The following is a 23,620-nucleotide window of genomic DNA, read 5'->3' on the forward strand; positions in this document are numbered from 1 at the left end:
ATCATGATTGAACATATCCTCGCCAACATTAACAACCGCCTGAACAATAAAGATCTGGCCGCCCTGCTGTTAAGGATCACCTTAGGGGGATTATTATTGTTTCACGGCTGGCACAAGGTCCACAGCGGTATCAGCTTTATTTTAAATACCCTCGCCGAACATGGCGTTCCTGCCTTTGTTGGCTACGGCGTTTATCTGGGTGAAGTGGTTGCGCCGATATTGATTATTCTCGGTATCCTCTGCCGCCCCTCGGCGCTGACCATCATTGGTACGATGATCGTCGCTTGGTGGCTGGTAGACGTTGATAATACGCTGGCGCTGAGTGAAACCGGTGCGTGGGCAATAGAAGACCTGGTCTTCTACGTGATGCTGTCGGTTATCTTACTGTTCCTCGGCAGCGGTAAATACTCCGTGATAACCAATCCCAACTGGCGCTAAAAATACGGGCAGCCTGCATAACGCAAAGGCTGCCCGATATCATTTTCGCACCCGCTAAATGCGATTTACGCGTTTTCAATCTTCGGCAGGAACCACGCCAGCAGCCCCGCCAGCGGCAGGAATGAACACAGCCAGTAGACATTTTCAATGCCGGTTTTATCCGCCAGCGCACCCAGCACGGCAGCGGCAATACCGCCCAGGCCGAAGTTCAGCCCGTAGAACAAGCCACCGACCAGGCCGATACGATTCGGTGCCAGTTCCATGGCGTAAATCAGAATGGCGGCAAAGGCACTGGCCATAATCAGGTTGATCAGAATCGTAAGCACCACCGTCCAGTGGAAATCCGCGTACGGCAGCATCAGCGTCAACGGCAGCGGGCCAAGGATGGAGATCCAGATGATTTTATAGCGGCCAATGCGGTCGCCTAAAATCCCACCCAGCAACGCACCTACCGCCGAAGCAGCCAGGAACAGAAACAGCATAAACTGCGATGTGGTGATCGAGGCACCAAAATGGTCCATCAGGTAGAAGGTGTAAAACGAGCGGAAGCTTTCGTTATAGGCGTTCTTGGAAAACATCAGCAGGGTCAGCACGATCAGCCCGGTTGCCACTACCGCAGGCGGATAGGTTTGGGATTTGTGCCCGCTTTTTGCTTTGGCTTTGACCGACTGGATAAAGCTGTGCTTCATGGCGTCATGACGCCCTGCGGTCCAGATCATCAGCGCCACGGCGAACAGCGCCAGTACCGCAAACCACGCCAGGCTTTCCTGCCCGCGCTGCACGATAATCAGCGCCGCAAACAGTGGCCCCATTGCACCACCGGCCTGGCCGCCGACCTGGAAGATCCCCTGCGCCAGCCCCTGCCTGCCGCCGGACGCATAGCGCGCCATGCGTGTGGCTTCAGGGTGGAAAATAGATGAACCAATACCGATGCTGGCAGCAGAGAGCAGAATGAGATGATAGCTTGGCGCATACGCCAGTCCGACCAGCCCCGCCAGGGTGAACATCATGCCGAGCACGGTGGAATAAGGATAAGGGCGACGGTCGGTAATTGCTCCGACAACCGGCTGCAGGAGCGATCCGGCAATCTGGAAAGTCAGGGTGATAATACCGATCTGCACAAAGTCGAGCTGATATTTTTCTCTCAGAATCGGGTATACGGCAGGTATCAGGGACTGAATAAGATCGTTAAGTAAATGCGTTAATCCCAGAACAAGCAGCACGCTCATCCAGGTTTTTGGCCGCGCAACGGCCGCAGTATTATTCATTTTTATACCAGTTAAATAGTTTTAATACGTTATTGTTCTAACGCAGGGGAATTGAGTTTGCCATTAATAAGATGCCGTCCTGGCAGACCCTTTTTAGCAGATGTTAAAGATTGGAAACAAGTTAAAAAGGTGACGGATGATGGAGTTTTGAACGAAAAAAATAACTCCGCAAATCTTTAGCAGAAAAAATGCTTAGCCGAGAAAGCAGAGTAAGCAGAGTAAGCAGAGTAAGCAGAGTTAGCGTAGGGCAAGCAATGATTCAGATTAAAAGGGGCCACGGTCATCCCGTGGCCCCAGAAAGCGGCAAACGTCTGCCGCCGCTTTAGCCGTTAAGGCAGGCTGTAAGCGATAATGTCATCACCACGCTCGCTGGAGTGTGGCGAACCTCCGGCAAAGATCACCACGTACTGCTTGCCGGTTTTCGCTGAACGGTAGGTAATCGGGCCGCTCTGGCTGCCCACCGGCAGGCGCGACTTCCAGATTTCCTCACCGTTGTGGCTGTTAAACGCCCGCAGGTAAAAGTCCTGAGTACCGGCAAAGAACAGCAGACCGGAACGCGTGGTCAGCGTCGGACCGAGCGTCGGCATCCCCAGCGGCATTTGCAGACCCACCGGAATACCTAACGGCCCGGTATCCTGCACGGTGCCCACCGGAACCTGCCACACCAGCTTGTGGGTTTTCAGGTTAATCGCCGACAGCGTACCGAACGGCGGTGCCTGGCACGGCACGCCGAGCGGTGACATCAGGCGCTGACGCATGGAGCCGTAAGGCAGCCCCTTCTGCACGACGATCCCCATCCCTTCACTGCTGCCCAGCCCGGCTGGAATATCCTTCGCCGGAACCAGGTAGTGGTACAGCCCCAGACGCAGATCGTTGACGTAAAGCAGGTCAGTCGTCGGGTCAACGGACGCGCCACCCCAGTTCAGGCCACCCAGCGATCCCGGATACTGTAAGGCGGTATCCAGCCCCGGCGGGGTGAAGATGCCGTCGTAGCGGCTGGACTTGAAGCGGATACGGCACATCAACTGGTCAAACGGCGTGGCACCCCACATGTCCGATTCGGTCAGCGTTTCATTACCAATTCCCGGCATGCCGGTGGAATACGGCTGCGTCGGCGAATAGCGTTCGCCCGGCACGTTGCCCTGCGGCACCGGCTTTTCTTCGATCGGTGCGACAGGCTTACCGTTACGGCGATCCAGCAGGTAGATCATCCCGGTCTTTGACGTTTCCGCCAGCACCGGTGTCACCGTGCCGTCATCGTTTTTCACATCGTACAGCACCGGGGTACCGGTCACGTCGAAGTCCCATACGTCGTGATGCACGGTCTGGAACGACCAGGCCGGACGCCCGGTGGACACCTTCACCGCCACAATTGAAGAACCGTATTTGTCATCGGCCTCGGTACGCTCTCCGGCATAAAAGTCCGGCGTGGCGTTACCGGTTGGCAGATACACCAGCCCCAGATCGGCGTCGTACGACATGCCAACCCAGACGTTCGGCGTACCGCGCGTATAGCCTTCCGGCGACAGCGGCTCGCGGGTGACGTTCGGATTGCCCGGGTCCCAGGCCCACACCAGATCGCCGGTCACGGCGTTATAGGCGCGAACCACGCCAGGCGGCTCGTTGGTTTCGAAGTTATCGACCACGCGGCCGCCGACGATCACCAGATTCCCGGCCACCAGCGGAGAAGAAGACTGCTGGTAGTAACCCGGTTTCACCTCGCCCATGCCGATTTTCAGATCGACAACGCCGTTGTTACCAAAGTTGGCTGCCGGTTTACCGGTGTGCGCGTCAATAGCGACCAGACGGCCATCCCCCGTGGGGAAGAACAGCCGCTGCGGGCTGACGGAAGCATCGATCGCGCTCCCCGGCTCGGCGACGTTTTTCGCTGTCGTGGCATCAAAGTAGCCGATACCGCGGCAGCGCTGATAGGTGGAGTTCCCCAGTCCGGCCTTGTAGCGCCATTTTTCCTTACCGCTGTCGATATCGTAGGAAATCAGCGAGGTATATGCCGTACAGACGTACAGACTGTCGCCAATCTGCAGCGGGGTGTTCTGGTCTTCCGCATCGCCCTTATCGGGGATCACCGCTTCGCCGGTGTGTGCCGTCCAGGCCACTTTCAGGTCTTTGACGTTTGCCGGAGTGATATCGCTCAGCGAAGAGAAGCGCGAACCTTTGTTGTCACCGGACCAAGCGGGCCAGTCGGCCTGCGAGGCGTGCGGGTCCGTTTCCGGGAGTGCTTTACTGACCACCGCTTCATCGGTGTTGCGAATAATCCCTTTCGGCTGGAACGAGCTGATAAAGGCGGCAATGACCGCCACCAGCAGCACGCAACCGGAAACAAATGCCCCGCGCCGGATACCGACACGGCGAGTGAGCAACGGCACGGTAAAGGCGATCAGCACCGCACCCGCCGCCGGGGCAAAAACGCGTGAGAACAGCGGCCAGAACTGCAGGCCCACGTCCCACAGCGCCCAGACCGCCGTGTAAACCAGGGTAATGCCAAACAGTACCGCACCGGCCAGCCGACGGCGGAACATCAGCACCCCGCTGCCCAGCAGCAGGATACCGGCGATCAGGAAGTACCAGCTTCCACCGATCCCGGCCAGCCAGGCCCCGCCCGCCAGAAAGTAAATACCGGCCAGCGCGGTCACCGCCGCCACCAGCTTCAGCCATAGTTTGCCGAGTTTCCCCGGGTTGTTTACATCCATAAATTTAGTTCCAAAGAATGAATAGTTGGATAACTCACTTTGCTTCAGGCAATACCAGCCCGTCTCTTAACACACTGTGTTAAAAGGGATAATCGTTTCATCCACTCACGGGATTGCTGATTGTCAGGCTGGAAATTTTATTGTGTACAAACTTGCACACAATGTGACGCAAAGCATAGAACCTCGTGATTAACAAAGTCAATCAAGCTGCTTTACATAAATTTAAATTCGCGACACTAAGGTATTATTTGCGATGCAGATCACAGCCTGCATCCCGTCAGCGGGATGCAGGTTTGTCATGAGAGATGAAAATTACAGCGATGGCAGATTAGCGAACGTAATCCGCGCCGGTGATATCGATGGTTGATCCGGTGGCGTGGCGGCAGCGACCACTGGCGAGGAAGGCGATCATCGCCGCCACGTCGGAAGGCGGCGTGACTTCACGCAGCGGAAGGTCCGCCGTGACCACGGCTTCGCCGACGCTGGCGATATGATCCTCCGCCATCGCCGTACGCACCCAGCCCGGAGCCAGCGCATAGGCCAGCACGTTCTGATGGCCGTAGCCGCGGGCGATCCCTTTGGTCAGCGCCAGCAGTCCGCCTTTTGCCGCGCCGTAGGCCAGATGTTCCGGCCCGTCGCCACGATGCGAGGATCGGCTGGCCATATTAATCACTATCCCGCCGCCCAACGGGCTAAAGTGGCCGATTGCCAGCCGACACAGATCGGCGGGGGCCTGCAGGTTCACCTGTAAATTGACCTGCCATCCCGCCTGCCACGCTTCGGCATCCTCAAGCGGCGACGCAACATAAATACCGGCGTTGTTCACCAGCACGTCTATTCTGTCAGCGCAGCGGAGCGCCTTTTGCCAGAGCGACGCCGCAGCCTGCGGCTGTGACAAATCCTGCTGAACGAGTTGCAGTCGTCGGGGATACTCCGCAAGCAGCGCCACCGCACTGCGTTCATCGTGACCATAGTGGCCGATCACCGAAGCCCCCTCAGCGTGCAGCGATTTAGCAATTTCGCGACCAATCCCTTTAGTTGCGCCCGTAACCAGTACCGTTTTGCCGCTAAGTGAAGTCATCGTTCCTCCAGGAGTTATGCCACGGCCTGCGCGCCGGTGATTTCAATCAGTGCACCGCAAAGATACGGTGCTTCATCAGAGGCCAGAAACGCCATCGTGGCGGCAATTTCTTCCGGTTCGCCGATGCGGCCAAACGGCACCAGCGCGTTTAAATCCTCCAGCGTGCGGCCGCTGCGCGCCAGATTGCTTTCCAGCATCGGGGTTCGCACTTCGCCGGGGCACACCGCGTTGACCCGCACCTTATCGGCGGCGTAATCACGTGCCAGATTGAGGGTAAAGGCGGCCACGGCGGCCTTGGAGGTGTTGTAGGCAATATGTCCCGGCGCGGGATGCAGCCCCCACTGCGAGGCAGTGTTGACAATCGCCCCGCCGCCCTGCGCGATCATCTGCGGCAGCACCGCGCGGCACATATGAAACAGCGCATCCAGATTTACCGTAAAGGTGCTGTGCCAGTCCTCTTCGCTCAGTTCCAGCAGCGGACCACGGCGGTTGATCCCGGCGTTATTGATCAGCACATCAATGCGGGATTCCTGTGATTTCACGTCGGCGACAAACGCCGTGATTTCTGCCGCGCTGGCCAGATCCACGGCCCGCCACTGCGCCCTTCCGCCTTCCTGACGAATACTCTCCGCCAGTGCCGTGGCCAGTTTCGCGTTGCTGTCGACGATCCACACCTGCGCCCCTTCCGCAGCAAAGCGGCGGCAGATAGCCTCGCCGATGCCGCCTGCGCCGCCGGTGACGATGACGTTCTTATTGCTAAAACGCTGCATTTTTCTCTCCTCGTGTCGCTGTTGTGCACTGCCCTTTGCCGGAAAAAAGCCAAACGCTCCCCGCCCGCCGCGTTTTTTACACGCGGCGGTGGGTTTAAAACCGGGGGATCAGGCGTTAATGTCCATATCCTTCAGCAGATTGCGCTGCATAAAGGTCAGAAAACGGTTCTGGAATAGCATGGTATGTTCATGAGCGGCTTTATCGGCCGCGTCGGCATCTCCGGCACGGATCACCGCGATCAGTTCATCGTGATCGCGGCCCAGCTTCTGCGGTGCATCCTGACTGGTCATAAAATCAAACTGCAGGTGCTGGATGCGCTGGCCTTCGGAAAGCAGCTTATCGTAGTAGGTCGCCAGGTAGTTATTGCGACCAGCGGCGGCGATGGCAAGATGAAAAGCTTTGTTCTTCTCCGTCATCGCGCTGAAGTCGCCCTGATAAACCTTTTCCATATACTCGGCGTTCGCCGCTTCGATTTTAAGCAGATCGGCTTCGCTGCGGTGCTTCGCCGCCAGCCGCGTCACCGCCCGCTGGATCAGATCCAGCGCGGTGATGTAGTTCGGAAACTCCTCAATTTCAAACGGTGTCACGATGGCGGTACGGTTCGGCAGAATCGTCACCAGTCCTTCACTCACCAGACGCGCCATTGCATCGCGCACCGGGGAGCGGGACAGACCAAACGTGTTCGCCAGCGAAATCTCGTCCAGCTGTTCGCCGTGCTTCAACTGTAGCGTCAGGATCTGCCGACGCAGCTCTTCATAAATATAGCGCCCGCCGTGTCGGCGGCCGGTGCCTTCTTCTTTATCGCTAGGTTTCATCGCTCTTTCCCTGACTGAGAGTCAATTAATACAAAAACGGCCTCAGGATAATGCCGGTCCCCAGGTATCGCTGAGCATAAAGCCCGCCGCGAGCGGGTCGTCAGGATCAACGCCTAATTGCTGAATGCCGTACACCCAGGCCCGCCCGGTGACGCGCGGCAGTACCGCCAGTTTATCGCCGACCTGAGTACGCCCGCGCAGCTCTACGCGAAACTCACCGTTAATCGTTGAACGCGAGGTCAGGCGATCGCCCACTTCCACTTCACCGCGCGCATCCAGTACAGACAGGTTAGCAGAACTGCCCGTGCCGCAGGGCGAACGATCCACCCGCCCCGGCGGCAGCGTGGTGCAGGTACGCCAGATTTTGCTTTCCTCACGCTGGCGGAACATCACATAGGCCACGTCGTTAATTAACGGCAGCAGCGGATGGCGAACCTGGATCTGCTGGTTGATTGCCTGGCAAAACGCCACGCCGTGGGTTGCCAGCTCGCGGGCATTGTCCGGTGAAATCGTCAGGCCGATCTGCTCAACGTCAATCAGCGCATAATAGACGCCGCCAAAGGCAATATCGGCGGCGATCTTACCAAAGCCGGGGATATCAAACTCGCGGTCCAGATGTTCAACAAAGGCAGGCACCATATCCAGCGACACGCTCACGCAGCGCCCGTCGGAACAGGCCGCTATCGCCGTCACCAGCCCGGCGGGGGTATCCAGCACCACGGTGGTTTCCGGCTCCTGCATGGCAATCATCCCGGTTTCCAGCAGCGCGGTAACCACGCAGATGCAGTTGCTGCCGGACATTGGATGCGCCTTATCGGCCTGCAAGACGATGAACCCCGCATGCGCGCCCGGCACCGTCGGCGGCAGCAGCAGGTTCACCGACATTTGCAGGCAGCCGCGCGGTTCCAGCATAACCAGGCGACGCAGACTATCGTCCACCTCGTTGATGTAGTTCATTTTATCAAGCATGGTGGTACCGGGAATATCAATCACTCCCGAGGTGATCACCTTGCCGATCTCCCCTTCACAGTGCACATCAATCAGCTGTAATGTTTTTTTCCAGCGCATGGCGTTATCTCTTATTTAATGTACCAGCCCCACGGCTCGTCGCTGTCGTAACGGGTGATCTGCTTGGTTTCCAGATAGTTGTTCAGGCCCCACTCGCCCAGCTCGCGGCCGATGCCGCTCTGCTTATAGCCGCCCCACGGCGCTTCGGTGAAAGTGGGCTGCGAACAGTTAATCCACACAATCCCGGCGCGCAGTCTGCGGGCTACGCGTTCGGCACGCGCCAGGTCCGGCGACATCACCGCCGCGGCCAGACCAAAGCGCGAACGGTTAGCGGAAGCCACGGCTTCGGCTTCATCATCGAAGGCGCGCACGCAGACCACCGGGCCGAAAATTTCCTCGCGCCAGATGTCACTCTCTTCCGACACGTCGGTGAAAATCGTCGGCTGCAGGAAGTAGCCTTTGTCGTGGCCGTTCGGTCTCTTCCCGCCGCTGAGCAGCGTTGCCCCCTGTTCTATTCCCCGGGCGATCGCCGTCTGCACTTTCTCATACTGCGCAGCATTGACCAGCGGCCCGAGCAGTACGCCGTCGGCCATTCCGTTGCCGATGCGGATGCGCTCCGCTTCCTCCACCAGCCGGGCCAGCAGCGCATCATACAGGTTGCGCTGCACCAGCACCCGCGACGTGGCCGAGCAGACTTCCCCTTTATTCCAGAAGATGCCGAACAGTATCCACTCCACCGCTTTTTCAATATCGCTGTCATCAAAGATGATAAACGCCGACTTTCCCCCCAGCTCCAGGCTGACGTTTTTAATCTCTGCGGCGGCGGCCTGCATGATTTTGCGCCCGGTCGGGACGCTGCCGGTGAAGGCCAGCTTATCGACATCGGGATGTTCGGTTAACGGCGAGCCGGCATCAGCCCCGAGTCCGGTGATCACATTGAGCACGCCCGGCGGCAGCTCGGCCTCACGGGCGATGTCCGCCAGCTGGAGTGCGGTCAGCGGCGTGACCTCGGAGGGCTTCAGCACTACCGTGCAGCCCGCGGCCAGCGCCGGGGCCACTTTCCACGCCGCCATCAGCATCGGGAAGTTCCAGGGGATAATCGCCCCACAGACGCCCACCGGCTCTTTGCGCGCCACGGAGCTGAAGCGCTCGTCAGAAAGCGCCACCGCCTTTTCCTGCTGCGCATCCAGCTGCTCGGCCAGATCGGCATAAAAATCAAAACAGTAAGCGGTATCGCCAATATCCCACAGTGCTTCAGGCAGCGGTTTGCCGTTGTCGCGCACTTCCAGTTCGGCCAGCGTCTGCTGCCGGTCGCGGATCAGGCTGGCGATGCGGCGCAGATACCCGGCGCGTACTTTGCCGCTCAGTTCCGGCCAGCCGCCGTGGTCGAAGGCGTTACGCGCGGCCTGCACCGCCCGGTCCACATCTTCAGCCGTCGCAGCGGCGACCTGCGCAATGGCGGTTTCATTCGCCGGGTCAATCGTATCAAAGCTGCCGCCGCGCACCGGGGCAACCCACTGGCCGTTAATAAAAAGCTGGTTGGTAAAGGTCATGAACGGTCTCCTGACATAAAGCGATAGGCACTGAAAGGGGTAAGATCCTGAGCGGGTACGCGAAGGGCAGCCAGATCGGCAATCAGCCGTCCGGTTGTTGCGCCCAGCGTCAGCCCGAGCTGGCCGTGGCCAAAGGCCATCAGCACGTTGGTCAGACGGCGCGAACGGTCAATTATCGGTTTGGTGTCCGGCAGGAAGGGACGGTGCCCGACGCCGAATTCTTTATCGGCCACGTTGAGCTGCGGCAGCAGCCTTCGGGCCTTCTGCAGGATAATCTCGGCACGCTGGAAGTTCGGTTTCGCATCGGCACCGGCAAATTCAATGGTGCCGCCGATCTGCAAACCGCGGGTCATCGGTGTGAAGCAGAAGCCGCCGTCGGCATAAATTACCGAATGGTTAAACTCGACCTCGGGCTGCGGCAGCAGCGCCTGATAGCCGGAAATGCCGGTCAGCGGCACGCGCACGCCCAGCTGGTCGAAGAAGCGCCGCGAGCCGGTACCGGCAGCCACCACCACGTGATCGGCGGGCAGCTGGCGGCCATCGTTCAGCGTCACGCCGCAGGCCAGACCGTTCGCTTCGTTGATTGACTGCGCTTCGGTGTCTACACGCACGCCGCCCTGGCGCACAAACGCGTCGGTCAGCGCGGCAATAAAGCCTTTGGTATCGCTGACGGCGCACCAGTCCGGGAACAGCACGCCGTGCGAGAATTTCCCCGCCAGCGCAGGTTCCAGATCGGCAATCGCCGCGGCATCCAGCGTCTCGGCCTTAAAGCCAAGCTGCTCGCGCAGGCGCAGGTGCTCAGCTTCCGCCGCCAGGCCGCGCGGTGAATCAAACACTTCAATCACCGGGCGCTGCCCCAGCAGCGTTTTGTCCGGGCACATCGCCAGCAGCGTGGCAAAATCTGGGTAAACCTGATGGGTCAGCGTAGCCATCGCATGGGCAATGGCGTCGATGCGGCTGTGGCGCGCGTTGGCAACAAAGCGCAGAAACCACGGCAGCATGGCCGGTAGCGCCGCCGGGCGCAGCGCCAGCGGCCCGGTCTGATCCAGCAGCCAGCCAGGAATACGTTTTAAAATACCCGGTTTGGAAAGCGGGATCACTTCACTCACCGCCATCTGTCCGCAGCTCCATTTCGCGGTGCTGTCGCCGGGTGCAGCCGGGTCGATCAACCAGACCTGATGCCCTTCTTTTTGCAGCCAGAGCGCACAACAGACGCCCACAATACCGCCACCAATCACCACCGACTTTTGTGTAATCTGCTGTTTTGACATAGTTGCCACTCGTTAACCGGCTGGCGCGCACGCTCTGGCCCGCCAGCCGAAACCTCAATTGTGATTAGCGCTGGGATGCTTCGAATACCTGGCGGAATGCCGCCTTCTCTTCCGGAGTTAGCGGCTGTAGCGGCATTCTGGCATTACCCGCCTTAAACCCAGCCAGCTCGCAGCCGTATTTCACCTTCTGGATAAACTTGCCCTCTTCCATGCTGGCCATCACCGGGAACAGCGTACGCATAACATCCTGCGCACCGCGTAAATCGCCGCTGCTGAATTTACGATAGAAGTCGACGATCTGATCCGGGAAGCAGTTGGCCGGTCCACAAATCCAGCTGCTGGCGCCCCACATAAAGAAATCAAATGCCACATCGTCGGAGCCGCAGGAGAGCTGATACTGCTCTTTATAGCGGTGACCAATTTCGACCGCGCGCAGCACGCTGCCGCTGCTTTCTTTAATTCCGACCACGCGTGGATGATCTTTAAACGCTTCCAGCACGCTGAAGCCGACCTCCACGTTGGTGCGCACCGGATAGTTATACAGAACCACATTGATGTCACTGAATTCATCAAGAATCGCCTGATAGTGGCCGATCAGCTCCTCCTGGGAAGGCAGCGCGTAATACGGCGGAGCAATCAGCAGGTTGTGATAGCCCGCGTCAACGGTCTGCCGCACCTGCTCCAGCACTTCGCGGGTACAGGAACCGTTCGCTCCGGCGATTAGCGTGCCGCGATCCCCCACCACCGTTTTCACCGTTTTCAGCACCTGACGGCGCTCCTCGTTGGTCAGGGCATAATATTCGCCGGTGGAGCCGAGCGGCACAAAGCCGTTCACGCCCGCCTTCAGCTGATACTCCAGAATATCGGCCAGCTGCTGGTGATCGACCGTGCCTGCGGCATCAAAAGGGGTGACCAGGGCCGGTAAAATACCTTGTAGTTTCATCGTTACTTCTCCTGTGGACAGTTAAAGGGCGTAACGCCGTAACAAACGCGACTCGACCACGCCCACCAGGCGCGTTAAGGGGAATGCCACAACGAAATAGATCACCGCCACGGCCGAGAGAAATTCCACCGGGCGCGCGGTACTGTTGGAAATGCTTTGCCCCACGAACATCAGATCCGCTACGCCGACCGACGAGATCAGCGCGCTCTCCTTGAACAGCGCAACCACGTTCGACAGCAGCGTGGGCACGGCGCGCAGCAGCGCCTGGGGGAAAATGACGTAGAGAATTTTGGCCATTGGCGTCAGGCTCAGCGCCACGCAGGCATCATGCTGTTCCCCGGCGATGGATTTCAGCGAGCCGCGGAAGGTTTCGCTGGTGATCGCTGCCATATACAGCACCAGCGACAGGGTGACGCACAGCCACGGGGCGATATTGAGCTGGAACACCACCGGGAAGCAGAAAAACACCCAGAACAGCTGGATCAGCAGCGGCGTGCCGCGAAAGAACTCCACGTACAGCGTCACCAGCCAGCGCAGCGGCCGGAACGGCGACAGGCGCAGCAGGCTGACAATAAAGCCCGCCAGGCTGCCGATTACCGCGCAGCTCAGCGTAAAGGCCAGCGTCAGGCCCAGGCCCTGTAGTAGCACCTGCCAGTAGGAAAAGACCTGGGTGAAATCGAGTGTCATCATCTGAGCCTCAGCGTTCTGTGGCCGCATCCTGGCGGCGTTCAACCCAGGCAACCAGCTGGGAAATCGGCAGCGATAGCACGAAGTAAATCAGCGCAATCAACGAGTAGGTTTCCAGCGGACGGTAGCTTTCGGTGGCGATATTTCGGCCGACGTACATCAGATCGGAGATGGCAACAATCGCCACCAGCGCGCTCTGCTGCAAAATCGAGATGCCATTGGTCATCAGCACCGGCAGCGCATTGCGTATCGCCTGCGGCAGCACCACGTAAACCGTCTGCTGGAAGCGATTCAGGCCGAGGGCAATCCCCGCATCGTGATGCTCGTGCGGCACTGCCTGTACCCCGGCACGATAGGCTTCGGCATTAAACGCCGCCAGATTCAGCCCCAGCGCCAGATAACCCATATAGATCGGGTCAATAAACAGGTTGAACATGATCGGCACGCAGTAATAAAACCAGACGATTTGCAGCAATACCGGCGTGCAGCGAAAAAACTCAATAAATAACTTCGTCGGCCAGCGTAATATCGCCAGCGGGCTCATCGCCATCAGGCATAAAATAAAACCCAAAACAAGGCCGAATATATTTGCCACCAGCGCCAGTTCGAGTGTTACTTTTAATCCGTCCCACAGCGCCCCCAGATTTCCCTGCAGGAAATGAAAGTCAAACTGATAGTTCATAATTAACCTCATTAATCCAGATGCAGGACTTTTTCCAGAAACTCACGAGTGCGTTTTTCTTTCGGGCAGGTAAATAGCGAATCAGGGTGTCCCTGCTCAACAATTTTCCCGTTAGCGCAGAACACCACCCGGGAAGCGATATTCCGCGCAAAATGCATATCGTGGGTGACAATAATCATCGCCATTTTTTGATCGGCCAGCTGCATCATCACACTTTGTACTTCGGTGACCATTTCCGGGTCGAGTGCCGAGGTCACTTCATCAAACAGCATCAGCTCCGGCTCCAGCATCAGCGCACGGGCAATGGCTACGCGCTGCTTCTGGCCGCCGGACAGCTGGCTGGGATAAGCGCCGATCTTGCTTTCCAGCCCAAAGCGGGCCAGCAGCGCCCGCGCTTTTTCCACCGCCACTTTTTTCTCCAGCCCGTGGACTTTCATCGGTGCCAGGATCAGATTGCTCAAAATGGACAGATGCGGAAACAGCGTGTAGTGCTGGAAAACCATGCCGATCTTTTTCTGAATATTCGCATCAACGATTTTTGCTTTTTTGGCCTTATCGCCGACAATATAGTGCTGTCTGTGGAAATTGATCGTCCCGCCCTGAATACCTTCCAGCCCCATTAACACACGCAGCAGAGAACTTTTACCACTACCACTCGGCCCGATAATAACCAGACGATCGTCGCTTCTCATGGTGAGGTCAAAATTATCCATCACCACTAATTCTCCATAGGCTTTATTCACTTTCTCCAGCTGAATAAATTCGCCTTTATTAAATTCATTGAGAAATACAGGTCGGTTATCTTGCAGGCACGTGGGTGCGGCCGCCAAATTACTTGAGGCATTCATAATCATTCCTCCGCTGCGTGCGGAATGCACACGGTTAATTAAGTGTCAGAGATTCATCACGCCTTATTTTGCGGCGTTGGCTTCCATTGAGGCTTTGTTGACCAGCTGGTCGATCTCGCCGGTGGCACGGCGCTGGGTCAGATAGATATCAATCACGTCCCGGTCGGCTTCGGTGATGGATCGCGGCAGCCCGAAGGAAACACCCTGCTTCGCCAGCGCCGGAACCGGCAGGATCTCTTTCGCCCAGTCCGGGTTAGCCAGCGCGAACAGGTGGTTGGTATCACTGGCGTCCACCAGTACGTCGGCGCGGCGGGCCATCAGCGCCAGGCGGGTTTCATCATTGCCGGGCAGGCGCATAATCGTGCCTTTCTTAATCACGGCGGTGACCGCTTTATCCTGTGAGGTGCCGGACATCACCGCAAAGGTCACGCCGGGTTTGTCGAGATCCGCTAATTTGTTGGTCACCCCTTCCATTTTGGGGTTCTGCTTATTAATCAGGAAAGAGACCTGATAGTCCTGCGCCGGTGCCGAGAACGCAACCGCCAGCGCGCGCTCCGGGGTCTGATTTAAGCCCAGCGCCATATCCCACTTGTCGCTTTGCAGACCGGCTACCAGCGTATCCCAGTTGGCATCGACAAACTGCACCTTCACTTTTAAGACATTTTCACCAAAATCGCGGCAGAGTTCAGCAAAATAGCCGCTGTATTCGCCCGATTTGGCATCACGCATCACATAGGGTGCTGCCGTTGCCGCACCGCAGCGCAGGACGCCCTTTTGCTGAATGCTCTGCCAGAAACCGACGGCTGCCGAAGCGGGAAGAGAGGACGCCAGCAGAGCACTGCCCAGCGCCAGACAACAGGAAAACTTTTTGAGATGTGATAAACGAACACTGACCATAAAGACCTCGTCCAAACGTTGATGTTGCGAACAGGAACAGTTAGGTGGTGCTTATTTCTTCATTCATGTATGCAATTTTGTATGCATCACTGAATGAGAGAATAGAAGCACGAAATTAACAAAGTCAACTAATACGGTTTACTTATGATCAAAGTTTGACGCCGATCGCCACTCGCGTGTGATCGGCTTCATAAAAGCGGGGATGACGTGCGGGTTACAGATCGAGCGCCTGGAGAAATCGTTCAAGAATGGCATTAGGCCGACGCCCTTTTCGGGTGACGATGGCAATTTTACTGCTGAAGTTCAGCCGCGATGGCGCAACGGCACGCATTAACTTTTTCTCCACCCACTGCGCGGCAAAGTGATCGGGCAGGTAGCCAATAAAGCGTCCGGTGAGGATCAGAAACGCAATGCCTTCACGGTCTGAAGCGGTGGCCGTGCAGTTCAGCATCTGGTGCAGACCGATGGTTTCAGCCGTCATGCGAAAGCTCGGCGCAATCGCATCATACTGCGCCAGAATATCGTCCCCCGGATCGCTGTCCCCGCTGAAAAGCGGATGCGTACTGCTACAGTAAAGCTCTGATTTTTCATCGTAAAGATGAGCATAATCCAGCCCGGAAACGGGAGAGGTCAGCGGCAAAGCACCGATATGCAGACGACCGTCCATCAGCCCGCGCTCTATTTCAGCGGCAGTACTCATGCTGATATTCAGACGAATATCCGGCCCGATCTCCCGCAGGGAATCCAGCGCATGGGTGATTTTCATCTTCGGCTGGGTCACCAGGTTATTGATAATGCCGATGTTAAATTCACCGCGCAGCTGCTTGTGCATCTGGTTCACCTGCTGACGAAATCCCTCAATGGCCGCCATCATGCTGTCGCTGTGGCGCAGAATTTCGCGCCCCTCATCGGTCAGGGCAAACCCGGCGCGCCCGCGCTGGCACAAACGCATGCCCAGGCGCTTTTCCAGATCGCTCATATGCAGGCTGATCGCCGAGCGCGTAATACCCAGCAGACTTTCAGCGGCAGAAAAGCTGCCGCATTCGCAGACAGTTTTGAATATTCGCAGTAGCTTGAGGTCAAAGTCAGTGACCTGGGCGAGAGATTTGCTTTTCATATAGGTGAGTTATTCCATAACTAAAGATGCATTAATAGGCATTTAACTTAACTGATACTTAAATGCAAACTCTTCCTACACCCGTCAGGAGGAAAAATCATGTCTGAAGCCGTTAATACCGCATCACTTAACCTGCAGGCGCATTGGATGCCGTTCAGCGCCAACCGTAACTTCCATCGCGATCCGCGCTTTATCGTTTCGGCAGAGTGGCGCTGGCTGACGGATGATAAAGGCCGCCAGATTTTTGACAGCCTGTCCGGGCTGTGGACCTGTGGCGCGGGCCATACCCGCAGCGAGATCCAGAGCGCGGTCAGCAAACAGCTTGGCACCCTGGACTACTCGCCGGGCTTCCAGTACGGCCATCCGCTGTCGTTCCAGCTGGCAGATAAAATCGCCCAGCGTATGCCCGGCGATCTGAATCACGTGTTCTTTACCGGTTCGGGTTCTGAATCTGCCGATACCGCCGTGAAAATTGCCCGGGCCTACTGGCGCGCCAAAGGCCAACCTTCGAAAACCAAACTGATTGGCCGCGCGCGTGGCTATCACGGCGTGAATATTGCCGGCACCAGCCTGGGCGGCATTGGCGGCAACCGTAAAATGTTCGGCCAGTTTATGGATGTTGACCATATCCCGCATACGCTGCAAACCGACCTGCCCTTCACGGCGGGTATAGCGGAAACCGGCGGCGTGGAGCTGGCCAATGAGATGCTGAAGCTGATTGAGCTGCACGATGCGTCCAATATCGCCGCGCTGATCGTTGAGCCGCTTTCCGGTTCCGCCGGGGCGATTATTCCGCCTCGCGGCTATCTGCAGCGCCTGCGTGAGATCTGTACCCAGCATAATATCCTGCTGATCTTTGATGAAGTGATCACCGGCTTTGGCCGCATGGGGCGCTGGAGCGGTGCCGAATACTTTGGCGTCACCCCGGATATACTCAACTTCGCCAAGCAGGTGACCAACGGCGCGATCCCGCTGGGGGGCGTGGTGGCCAGCAGCGAGATCTATCACACCTTTATGTCGCAGCCGCTCCCTGAGCATGCGGTGGAGTTCGCCCACGGCTACACCTATTCCGCGCATCCGGTGGCCTGCGCCGCCGGGCTGGCCACCCTGGATCTGCTGGAAAACGAGCAGCTGATCGCCCGGTCGGCAGAGCTGGCACCGCATTTTGAACGCACGCTACACGCGCTTCGCACTGCGCCTAACGTGATTGATATCCGTAACTGCGGCCTGGTAGGGGCGATTCAGCTGGCACCGCGCGACGGCGACGCAGCCATCAGGCCGTTTGATGCGGGTATGGCGCTGTGGAAAGCCGGTTTTTACGTGCGTTTTGGTGGCGATACGCTGCAGTTTGGCCCGATGTTTAACACCGAGCCTGCCGAGCTGGATCGTCTTTTTGATGCCGTGGGCGAAGCCCTGCACCACATTAACTGAGGGAAATGCCATGACTGTAATCACCCATCTGATCAACGGTGAGCGTCGCCAGCCCGATGGCCGCACCACCCCGGTATTCAATCCGGCAACCGGCCAGGCCATCCGCCAGGTTGAGCTGGCGAGCGCCGCCACGGTCCAGGAAGCGATTGCCGCCGCCAAAGCCGCTCTTCCCGCGTGGCGCAATCTGCCTCCGGCGAAGCGCGCTCAGGTACTGTTCCGTTTTAAGCAGCTGCTTGAGGAACATCAGGAGGAGATCGTCCAGCTGATTGGCGAGGAGCACGGTAAAACCCGGGAGGATGCGGCAGGCGAACTGAAGCGCGGTATCGAAAACGTAGAATATGCCAGCGCTGCCCCTGAACTACTGAAGGGAGAATACAGCCGCAATGCCGGGCCGGGGATCGACTCCTGGAGCGACTTTCATGCCGTAGGGGTGGTGGCGGGCATCACGCCGTTTAACTTCCCGGCGATGGTGCCGCTGTGGATGTATCCGCTGGCTATCGCCTGCGGCAATACCTTTGTGCTGAAACCTTCCGAGCGCGATCCCAGCTCCACGCTGCTGATCGCCTCGCTGTTTCAGCAGGCTGGCCTGCCTGCGGGCGTGCTGAACGTGGTCAACGGCGACAAAGAAGCGGTGGATGCGCTGATTGAAAGCCCGGACGTGAAGGCGATCAGCTTTGTCGGTTCCACGCCGATTGCCGAGTACATCTACAGCGAAGGGACGAAGCGCGGCAAGCGCGTGCAGGCGCTGGGGGGCGCAAAAAACCATGCGGTGGTGATGCCGGATGCGGATCTGGATAATACGGTCAGCGCGCTGATGGGCGCGGCTTACGGCTCCTGCGGCGAGCGCTGCATGGCGATTTCGGTGGCGGTCTGCGTGGGCGATGCGGTGGCCGACGCGCTGATTGCCCGAATGACCCCGGAAATCAACGCGCTGAAAATCGGGGCGGGAACCGAATGCGGGCTGGATATGGGGCCGCTGGTCACCGCCGCGCACAAAGACAAAGTCACCGGCTATGTTGATGACGGCGTAGCATCCGGCGCGAAGCTGGTGGTGGATGGCCGCTCGCTGAGGGTAGCAGGTCACGAAGAGGGCTACTTTATCGGCGGCTGCCTGTTTGACCACGTCACGCCGGATATGCGCATCTATAAAGAAGAGATTTTTGGCCCGGTGCTGTGCGTAGTGCGGGTCGATTCACTGGAACAGGCAATCGAACTGATCAACGCGCACGAGTACGGTAATGGCACCTGCATCTTTACCCGCGACGGTGAAGCCGCCCGACACTTCGGCAATGAGATTGAAGTCGGGATGGTCGGCGTCAACGTACCGCTGCCGGTTCCGGTGGCATTCCACAGTTTCGGCGGCTGGAAGCGCTCGCTGTTTGGCGATCTGCACGCCTACGGCCCGGACGGCGTGCGCTTCTATACCCGCCGCAAAACCATCACCCAGCGCTGGCCAAAACAGAAAGCGCAGGAAGCTTCCCAGTTTGCGTTCCCCAGCCATTAACTGACGGTCTGGCGGTTTCTGCCTGACCAACTTTACAACCCTCAGGCGGCCGGATTTGCGGCCGCCTGCCTGATGATGCTCTCGAAGGAACTGTTGGCATCAAGGCCATTGTTGCGCGGTATGTAACACGCGAAGTATCTCAATCTTTTTCTGACTTTCCCTGAGGCGATAAATCAAAGTTTCCATTGTTTGTCAGCCCAGTTTCTTTGTTGCCTGCTTACGCCATTCAGCTGCTGCTGCCTCAACAAATTCCGCGGAGAAAACGTCACCGCGATCGGCCTGTTCAATTCCCGCCTGAACCTGTTGACGAAACCATTCATCATGCTGCCGCTGCACCGTTTCTCGCATGAAATCTCGTATCAGCTGCGATCCATTACGGTCCATCGCTTTAGCGGCTTCAAGAAAGGCGGCCTTTAGTTCTGCATCAATTCTTAAATTCAGGGTTGCCTGTGTCATTATGCACCTCGTCGTTACGCTGTATCTACATAGTAACACTTCATTCTCACGTCACTTCATTTTTAATTAGCGCCACCTTGTTATCAGGCAGCATCCTCACCAAAAATACTACTTACCAATAACATTTATTTTAGTAAAATAAATCATTAAATATCATCATGATAATGACAACTTCATTGTCAAAGTTATCTGACTGACTAAAAAATAATGTGACCCTTCTTCCAGAATCCACTTTGTCCTCTGGCAGTCTGTTACCGGTATCCCGCAGAATAGAATATATAATCCTTATTGAATATATATTCAGGAGTAAAAATGGAACCGGTTCACAAGCTGTCCGTGCGGGAAAAAATCTGTTTTGGTCTGGGAGATTCGTCAGCCAATATCTTCCTCGGCATGACGATGATGTTTCTACCCTATTTTTACACCGATGTCTTAGGCATTTCGGCAGCGGCGATGGGCCTGCTGTTTGTTATCGCGCGCCTGGTGGATGCGTTTTACGATCCCTTTATCGGTAACGTGGCGGATCGGCTGCAAACCCGGCACGGGCATTATCGGCCGTGGCTGCTGTGGCTGGCCGTGCCCTATGGCCTCTCCTGCCTGCTGGTGTTCCTGGCACCCGATTTTTCCCCAACCGGGAAACTGGTGTATGCCTATGCCACCTACCTGTTCCTGATCCTGATGTATGCCTCCACCGTGGTGCCTTATGTTGCTCTACTGTCGGCGCTGACCAGCGATCCGCAGGAACGACTGGCTGCCAATGCCTGGCGCTTCCCGCTGGCGAAGATGTCTTTCCTGATCTGTTCGGTGACGGTGCCGATGTTTGTAGCCTGGTACGGCAAGGATAATGAAGCGCAGGCCTACATGGTAGCGATGAGCATGATTGCCGTGCTGGCTACCGCCATGATGTTGAGCTGTTTCTTCGGCACCAAAGAACGAGTGAAACCGGCATCACTGGCGTCAAACGTTTCATTTAAGCAGCAGTTACGCATCTCGCTGTCTGCCCGCCCGGTAGTGATTTTTTACATCTTCAAAATCACCAGCTCAATCGCCTTCGTGATTAAGGGCAGCGCAACGATTTACTTTGTGAAGTACTTCCTTGGCCGCAGCGACGGCTTCGTTTCCGGGCTGCTTTCGGCCACCGCTATCGCCGGTATTATTGCGCCGATGATCGCCCTGCAGCTGATTAAACGTAAGAAAGTCAGCGCGCTGGGCACGCTGAAGCTGGCCCAGGCCGGAGGATGCATCGCCGCGCTGGCACTGTTCTTTGTCAGCCCGGATAACATCTGGCTGGCGGTGGCCTTACTGGTAGTCTCTGTCCTGCTCGCTGAAATCGGTGCTATCACCGCCTGGGCGCTGCCGTCGGAATGCGCGGACTACTGCGAACGTAAAAGCGGCCTGAAGATGTCCGGCTTTATCGCCGCAGGCACCCTGTTCACGATGAAAATCGGCCTGGCCATCGCCGGTGGCCTGGTGGGCTTTATTTTAAGCATGAGCGGCTATCATGCCGGCGTTGCCATCACCCCGGAGATTTTAAAAGGCATTATCTTCCTGATCGCCGGCGTACCCGCCATTTTCCACGGCATCAGCGTGGTGCTGTTGATGTTCTTTAATCTGGATGACAGTCAGGCGGCGCAGGCCCCTGTATCACAGCCACACCAGCCCGGCATTCACTAAGCAGAGGAACCCTGAGATGTTAGTTTCCCCTTCCACACTTAATATCGCGAAATGGTCACGTGCCGAATTCGTGTTTAAAGCAGAAAGCGATCCGGCGCATTTTACCCAGTCATGGGTAACAGCCACCTTCAGCAACGGCGATGACCAGAAGGTAGTGCGCGGGTTTTACGATGATGGCGGCCGTTTCCTGCTGCGCTTTATGCCACAGAGCGAAGGCATCTGGACGTTTCGAACCGAGAGCAATATCGCCAGCCTCAGCGGCATTACCGGCAGCGTAAACTGTACGCCAGCCGGGGCTGAGGCTACTGGCCCGATTGAAACGGATGAGACTTTCCATTTCCGCACCGCCAGCGGCAAAGCCTGGTATCCGTTCGGCACCACCGCCTACGTCTGGAACTATCAGTCGGACGCGGTGCAGGAGCAAACGCTGGCCTCGCTGGCGGCTTCACCGTTCAATAAAATCAGAATGTGCGTGTTCCCCAAACACTACACCTATAACTTTAAAGAACCGCAGCGGTTCCCGTTCCCGGGCAATATCACCGACGGGTTTGATTTTTCACGCTTCGACTGTGCCTTCTTCCACCAGTTGGAGAACCAGATCGACGCGCTGAAGGATCGCGGGATTGAAGCCGACCTGATTATCTTCCATCCCTACGACCGCTGGGGCTTTGCGGAGATGGATGCTGAAACGGATCGCCGCTACGTGGAATATCTGGTGGCGCGTCTTTCCAGCTTCAGCAACGTCTGGTGGTCGCTGGCCAACGAGTTCGACTTACTGCGTAAAAAGCCCCTGTCGTTCTGGGACGGCGTGTTTAAGCAGATTACAGCGGACGATCCCTACGGTCATCTTATCTCCATCCATAACTGGCATAACCCGCCGATTCATTACACCAGTAACGACCACTGGTACGATCAGACTGACCCGCTGATTACCCACGCCAGCATCCAGCACCACGATCTGTGGTTTGTTCCCGGCTGGCGCGAGCAGTTCAGCAAGCCGATCGTCATTGATGAATGCCGCTATGAAGGGGACGTTGACTGCGGCTGGGGCAATATCAGCGGCCGCAAGATGCTGAACCTGACCTGGGAAGGGGTCTGTGCCGGTGGCTACGTCACCCACGGCGAAAGTTATCTGAGCGATGATGAAATTATCTGGTGGTCGCACGGCGGCAAGCTCAAGGGAGAAAGCCCCGAACGTATTGCGTTCCTGCGCAACATCCTGGAGGAAGGCGAAGCAAAACGCCTGTCGCCGTGGAAGGGCCGCAGCCACTCGCAGTGGGATGTCACCATTGGTCACATGGGTGACGACTACTGGCTGCTGTGGTTCGGCGACAGCCAGCCGGGCTTTAAGCTGCTGACCATGCTGCCGGAAGGGAAAGAATTCGCGGTCGAGATTATCGACGCCTGGGCCATGACCGTGGAGCGCGTAACTGGGACATGGCGCAGCGGCGACAGGCTGCCGCTGCCAGGCCGCCCCGGTATCGCCCTGCGTATGACCGCCGTTTAATCTTCCATCAACGCGCGCGCCGTGGGGTAGTCGGTAATCAGCACGTTAAGATACCCGCCGCTCAGCGCCGCTTTAATCGCCGTCACCTTCTCCTGTCCGCCCGCCAGCGCAATGGCGTGCGGGCAGGCTTTCAGCTGTGCCAGCGTCATGCCAATCGCCGGATCTTCATCTTCGTTCAGCACCGGCTGGCCCGCTGCGTTGAAATAATGCAGGCAGATATCACCGACCGCGCCTTTTTCCGTCAGCGACAGCAGCATGGTTTTATCGTAGTAGTTTCCCGAATGGCGCAGCAGCTGCGACGGTTCCATATCGCCGATGCCGACCACGGCGGTGGTGACTTCATTAAACTTATGCAGCACCTCGCTCACGTCCTTACTGGCCGCCAGCAGATCGCGGCTGGTCACCGAACCTTCAATCGACTGTGCCGGAAGCAGCCACGCGCGGCAGCTGAGCCGGTTTGCCAGGTCCTGGGTCAGAATAGTGGCCTGCACGTTGCCGTTCACGCCTACCCCGCCGAGCAGCTGGATCACGCCATCAACTTTGACCGTCTGCGGATGCATTTCACTGACCATCGCTCTGATGGTACTGCTCCAGGACGAAATCCCGACCAGCTCGCCGTTGCGCAGCCGCGTTTCCAGATAGTGCGCGGCGGCGGCACCGATGGCCTTGCGCACCTGCGCCGCATCGTCATCCTCGGCGACGTCAACGACGATCGCCTGCTGAATGCTGTAGCGCTGCTCAATACCGCGCTCAAGCTGCGGAAAGACGTTATCAGGCTGGACCACACTGATTTTAACAATCCCCTCGCGAACGCTGCGATTCAGCATGCGGGAGACAAAAGACTGCGAAAGATTCAGCGCGGCGGCAATCTCAGCCTGTTTGGAACCTTCGTTGTAATAAAGGTTGGCGATTTTTACCATCAATCTGATTTCGTTTTGCCTGATCATAAAGCCTCGTA

The 23,620-nt window shown here is 57.4% G+C and carries 21 protein-coding genes; 5 read left to right on the plus strand and 16 right to left on the minus strand.

Features of this window, described 5'->3' with window-relative positions:
- The first annotated feature begins 3 nt into the window (after positions 1-3).
- Entirely contained in the window at positions 4-438 is a 435-nt protein-coding gene (locus tag OMR58_RS01265; RefSeq protein ID WP_200559152.1) for a DoxX family protein, read from the plus strand.
- Positions 439-503: 65 nt separating this feature from the next.
- Here OMR58_RS01265 and OMR58_RS01270 read toward each other — a convergent pair whose 3' ends face one another.
- The 14 genes from OMR58_RS01270 to OMR58_RS01335 all read right to left on the minus strand — a co-directional run bounded on the left by OMR58_RS01270 (position 504) and on the right by OMR58_RS01335 (position 16,090).
- The gene (locus OMR58_RS01270) at positions 504-1,706 is read right to left on the minus strand and encodes an MFS transporter (protein WP_105591899.1); all 1,203 of its coding nucleotides are present in this window, start codon (positions 1,704-1,706) and stop codon (positions 504-506) included.
- 329 nt (positions 1,707-2,035) lie between these two features.
- Positions 2,036-4,417 (minus strand): membrane-bound PQQ-dependent dehydrogenase, glucose/quinate/shikimate family, encoded by a 2,382-nt coding sequence (locus OMR58_RS01275; protein ID WP_200547311.1) that lies wholly within the window; start codon positions 4,415-4,417, stop codon positions 2,036-2,038.
- Between the two features lie 328 nt (positions 4,418-4,745).
- Positions 4,746-5,498 (minus strand): SDR family NAD(P)-dependent oxidoreductase, encoded by a 753-nt coding sequence (locus tag OMR58_RS01280; RefSeq protein WP_200559154.1) that lies wholly within the window; start codon positions 5,496-5,498, stop codon positions 4,746-4,748.
- Between the two features lie 14 nt (positions 5,499-5,512).
- Positions 5,513-6,268, minus strand: a complete 756-nt coding sequence (locus OMR58_RS01285) for an SDR family NAD(P)-dependent oxidoreductase (RefSeq protein WP_200559155.1) — start codon at positions 6,266-6,268, stop codon at positions 5,513-5,515.
- 108 nt (positions 6,269-6,376) lie between these two features.
- Complete coding sequence (locus tag OMR58_RS01290; RefSeq protein WP_105591903.1) at positions 6,377-7,084, minus strand: GntR family transcriptional regulator; 708 nt, start codon at positions 7,082-7,084, stop codon at positions 6,377-6,379.
- A gap of 42 nt (positions 7,085-7,126) precedes the next feature.
- Positions 7,127-8,152 carry a proline racemase family protein gene (locus tag OMR58_RS01295; RefSeq protein WP_200559156.1) on the minus strand — a complete coding sequence of 342 codons (1,026 nt, stop codon included), beginning with the start codon at positions 8,150-8,152 and terminating at the stop codon, positions 7,127-7,129.
- Between the two features lie 11 nt (positions 8,153-8,163).
- Positions 8,164-9,645, minus strand: a complete 1,482-nt coding sequence (locus tag OMR58_RS01300; RefSeq protein ID WP_264544941.1) for an aldehyde dehydrogenase family protein — start codon at positions 9,643-9,645, stop codon at positions 8,164-8,166.
- Positions 9,642-10,916: an NAD(P)/FAD-dependent oxidoreductase gene (locus OMR58_RS01305; protein WP_200559158.1), complete on the minus strand. Its 1,275-nt coding sequence runs from the start codon at positions 10,914-10,916 to the stop codon at positions 9,642-9,644. The genes OMR58_RS01300 and OMR58_RS01305 overlap by 4 nt, the downstream gene beginning before the upstream one ends.
- A gap of 64 nt (positions 10,917-10,980) precedes the next feature.
- On the minus strand, positions 10,981-11,859 hold the full coding sequence (gene dapA / locus OMR58_RS01310; RefSeq protein WP_200559159.1) for a 4-hydroxy-tetrahydrodipicolinate synthase: 879 nt from the start codon (positions 11,857-11,859) through the stop codon (positions 10,981-10,983).
- A 21-nt stretch (positions 11,860-11,880) separates the two neighbouring features.
- The gene (locus tag OMR58_RS01315; RefSeq protein ID WP_200559378.1) at positions 11,881-12,546 is read right to left on the minus strand and encodes an amino acid ABC transporter permease; all 666 of its coding nucleotides are present in this window, start codon (positions 12,544-12,546) and stop codon (positions 11,881-11,883) included.
- Positions 12,547-12,556: 10 nt separating this feature from the next.
- Entirely contained in the window at positions 12,557-13,228 is a 672-nt protein-coding gene (locus OMR58_RS01320; protein WP_200559160.1) for an amino acid ABC transporter permease, read from the minus strand.
- A gap of 11 nt (positions 13,229-13,239) precedes the next feature.
- Positions 13,240-14,076 carry an amino acid ABC transporter ATP-binding protein gene (locus OMR58_RS01325; protein WP_105591909.1) on the minus strand — a complete coding sequence of 279 codons (837 nt, stop codon included), beginning with the start codon at positions 14,074-14,076 and terminating at the stop codon, positions 13,240-13,242.
- 63 nt (positions 14,077-14,139) lie between these two features.
- Positions 14,140-14,973 (minus strand): substrate-binding periplasmic protein, encoded by an 834-nt coding sequence (locus OMR58_RS01330; RefSeq protein ID WP_200559161.1) that lies wholly within the window; start codon positions 14,971-14,973, stop codon positions 14,140-14,142.
- A gap of 214 nt (positions 14,974-15,187) precedes the next feature.
- The gene (locus tag OMR58_RS01335; RefSeq protein WP_264544942.1) at positions 15,188-16,090 is read right to left on the minus strand and encodes a LysR family transcriptional regulator; all 903 of its coding nucleotides are present in this window, start codon (positions 16,088-16,090) and stop codon (positions 15,188-15,190) included.
- Positions 16,091-16,189: 99 nt separating this feature from the next.
- Between OMR58_RS01335 and OMR58_RS01340 the strand changes: the two genes are divergently transcribed.
- Both OMR58_RS01340 and OMR58_RS01345 read left to right on the plus strand, forming a co-directional pair.
- Positions 16,190-17,521 carry an aspartate aminotransferase family protein gene (locus OMR58_RS01340; protein WP_264544943.1) on the plus strand — a complete coding sequence of 444 codons (1,332 nt, stop codon included), beginning with the start codon at positions 16,190-16,192 and terminating at the stop codon, positions 17,519-17,521.
- A gap of 10 nt (positions 17,522-17,531) precedes the next feature.
- The gene (locus tag OMR58_RS01345) at positions 17,532-19,025 is read left to right on the plus strand and encodes a CoA-acylating methylmalonate-semialdehyde dehydrogenase (RefSeq protein ID WP_264544944.1); all 1,494 of its coding nucleotides are present in this window, start codon (positions 17,532-17,534) and stop codon (positions 19,023-19,025) included.
- A 192-nt stretch (positions 19,026-19,217) separates the two neighbouring features.
- On the opposite strand, the gene OMR58_RS01350 is transcribed toward OMR58_RS01345, so the two are convergent.
- On the minus strand, positions 19,218-19,481 hold the full coding sequence (locus OMR58_RS01350) for a CopG family ribbon-helix-helix protein (protein WP_264544945.1): 264 nt from the start codon (positions 19,479-19,481) through the stop codon (positions 19,218-19,220).
- A gap of 312 nt (positions 19,482-19,793) precedes the next feature.
- On the opposite strand from OMR58_RS01350, the gene OMR58_RS01355 reads away from it, so the two are divergent.
- On the plus strand, positions 19,794-21,155 hold the full coding sequence (locus OMR58_RS01355; protein WP_200547296.1) for a glycoside-pentoside-hexuronide (GPH):cation symporter: 1,362 nt from the start codon (positions 19,794-19,796) through the stop codon (positions 21,153-21,155).
- A 16-nt stretch (positions 21,156-21,171) separates the two neighbouring features.
- Positions 21,172-22,662 carry a DUF5605 domain-containing protein gene (locus tag OMR58_RS01360; RefSeq protein ID WP_264544946.1) on the plus strand — a complete coding sequence of 497 codons (1,491 nt, stop codon included), beginning with the start codon at positions 21,172-21,174 and terminating at the stop codon, positions 22,660-22,662.
- On the opposite strand, the gene OMR58_RS01365 is transcribed toward OMR58_RS01360, so the two are convergent.
- On the minus strand, positions 22,659-23,609 hold the full coding sequence (locus tag OMR58_RS01365; RefSeq protein ID WP_264544947.1) for a sugar-binding transcriptional regulator: 951 nt from the start codon (positions 23,607-23,609) through the stop codon (positions 22,659-22,661). The genes OMR58_RS01360 and OMR58_RS01365 overlap by 4 nt on opposite strands.
- Positions 23,610-23,620 lie beyond the last annotated feature (11 nt).

This window comes from Erwinia sp. INIA01 (genome assembly GCF_025947915.1).
Classification (GTDB): Bacteria; Pseudomonadota; Gammaproteobacteria; order Enterobacterales; family Enterobacteriaceae; genus Erwinia; species Erwinia coffeiphila.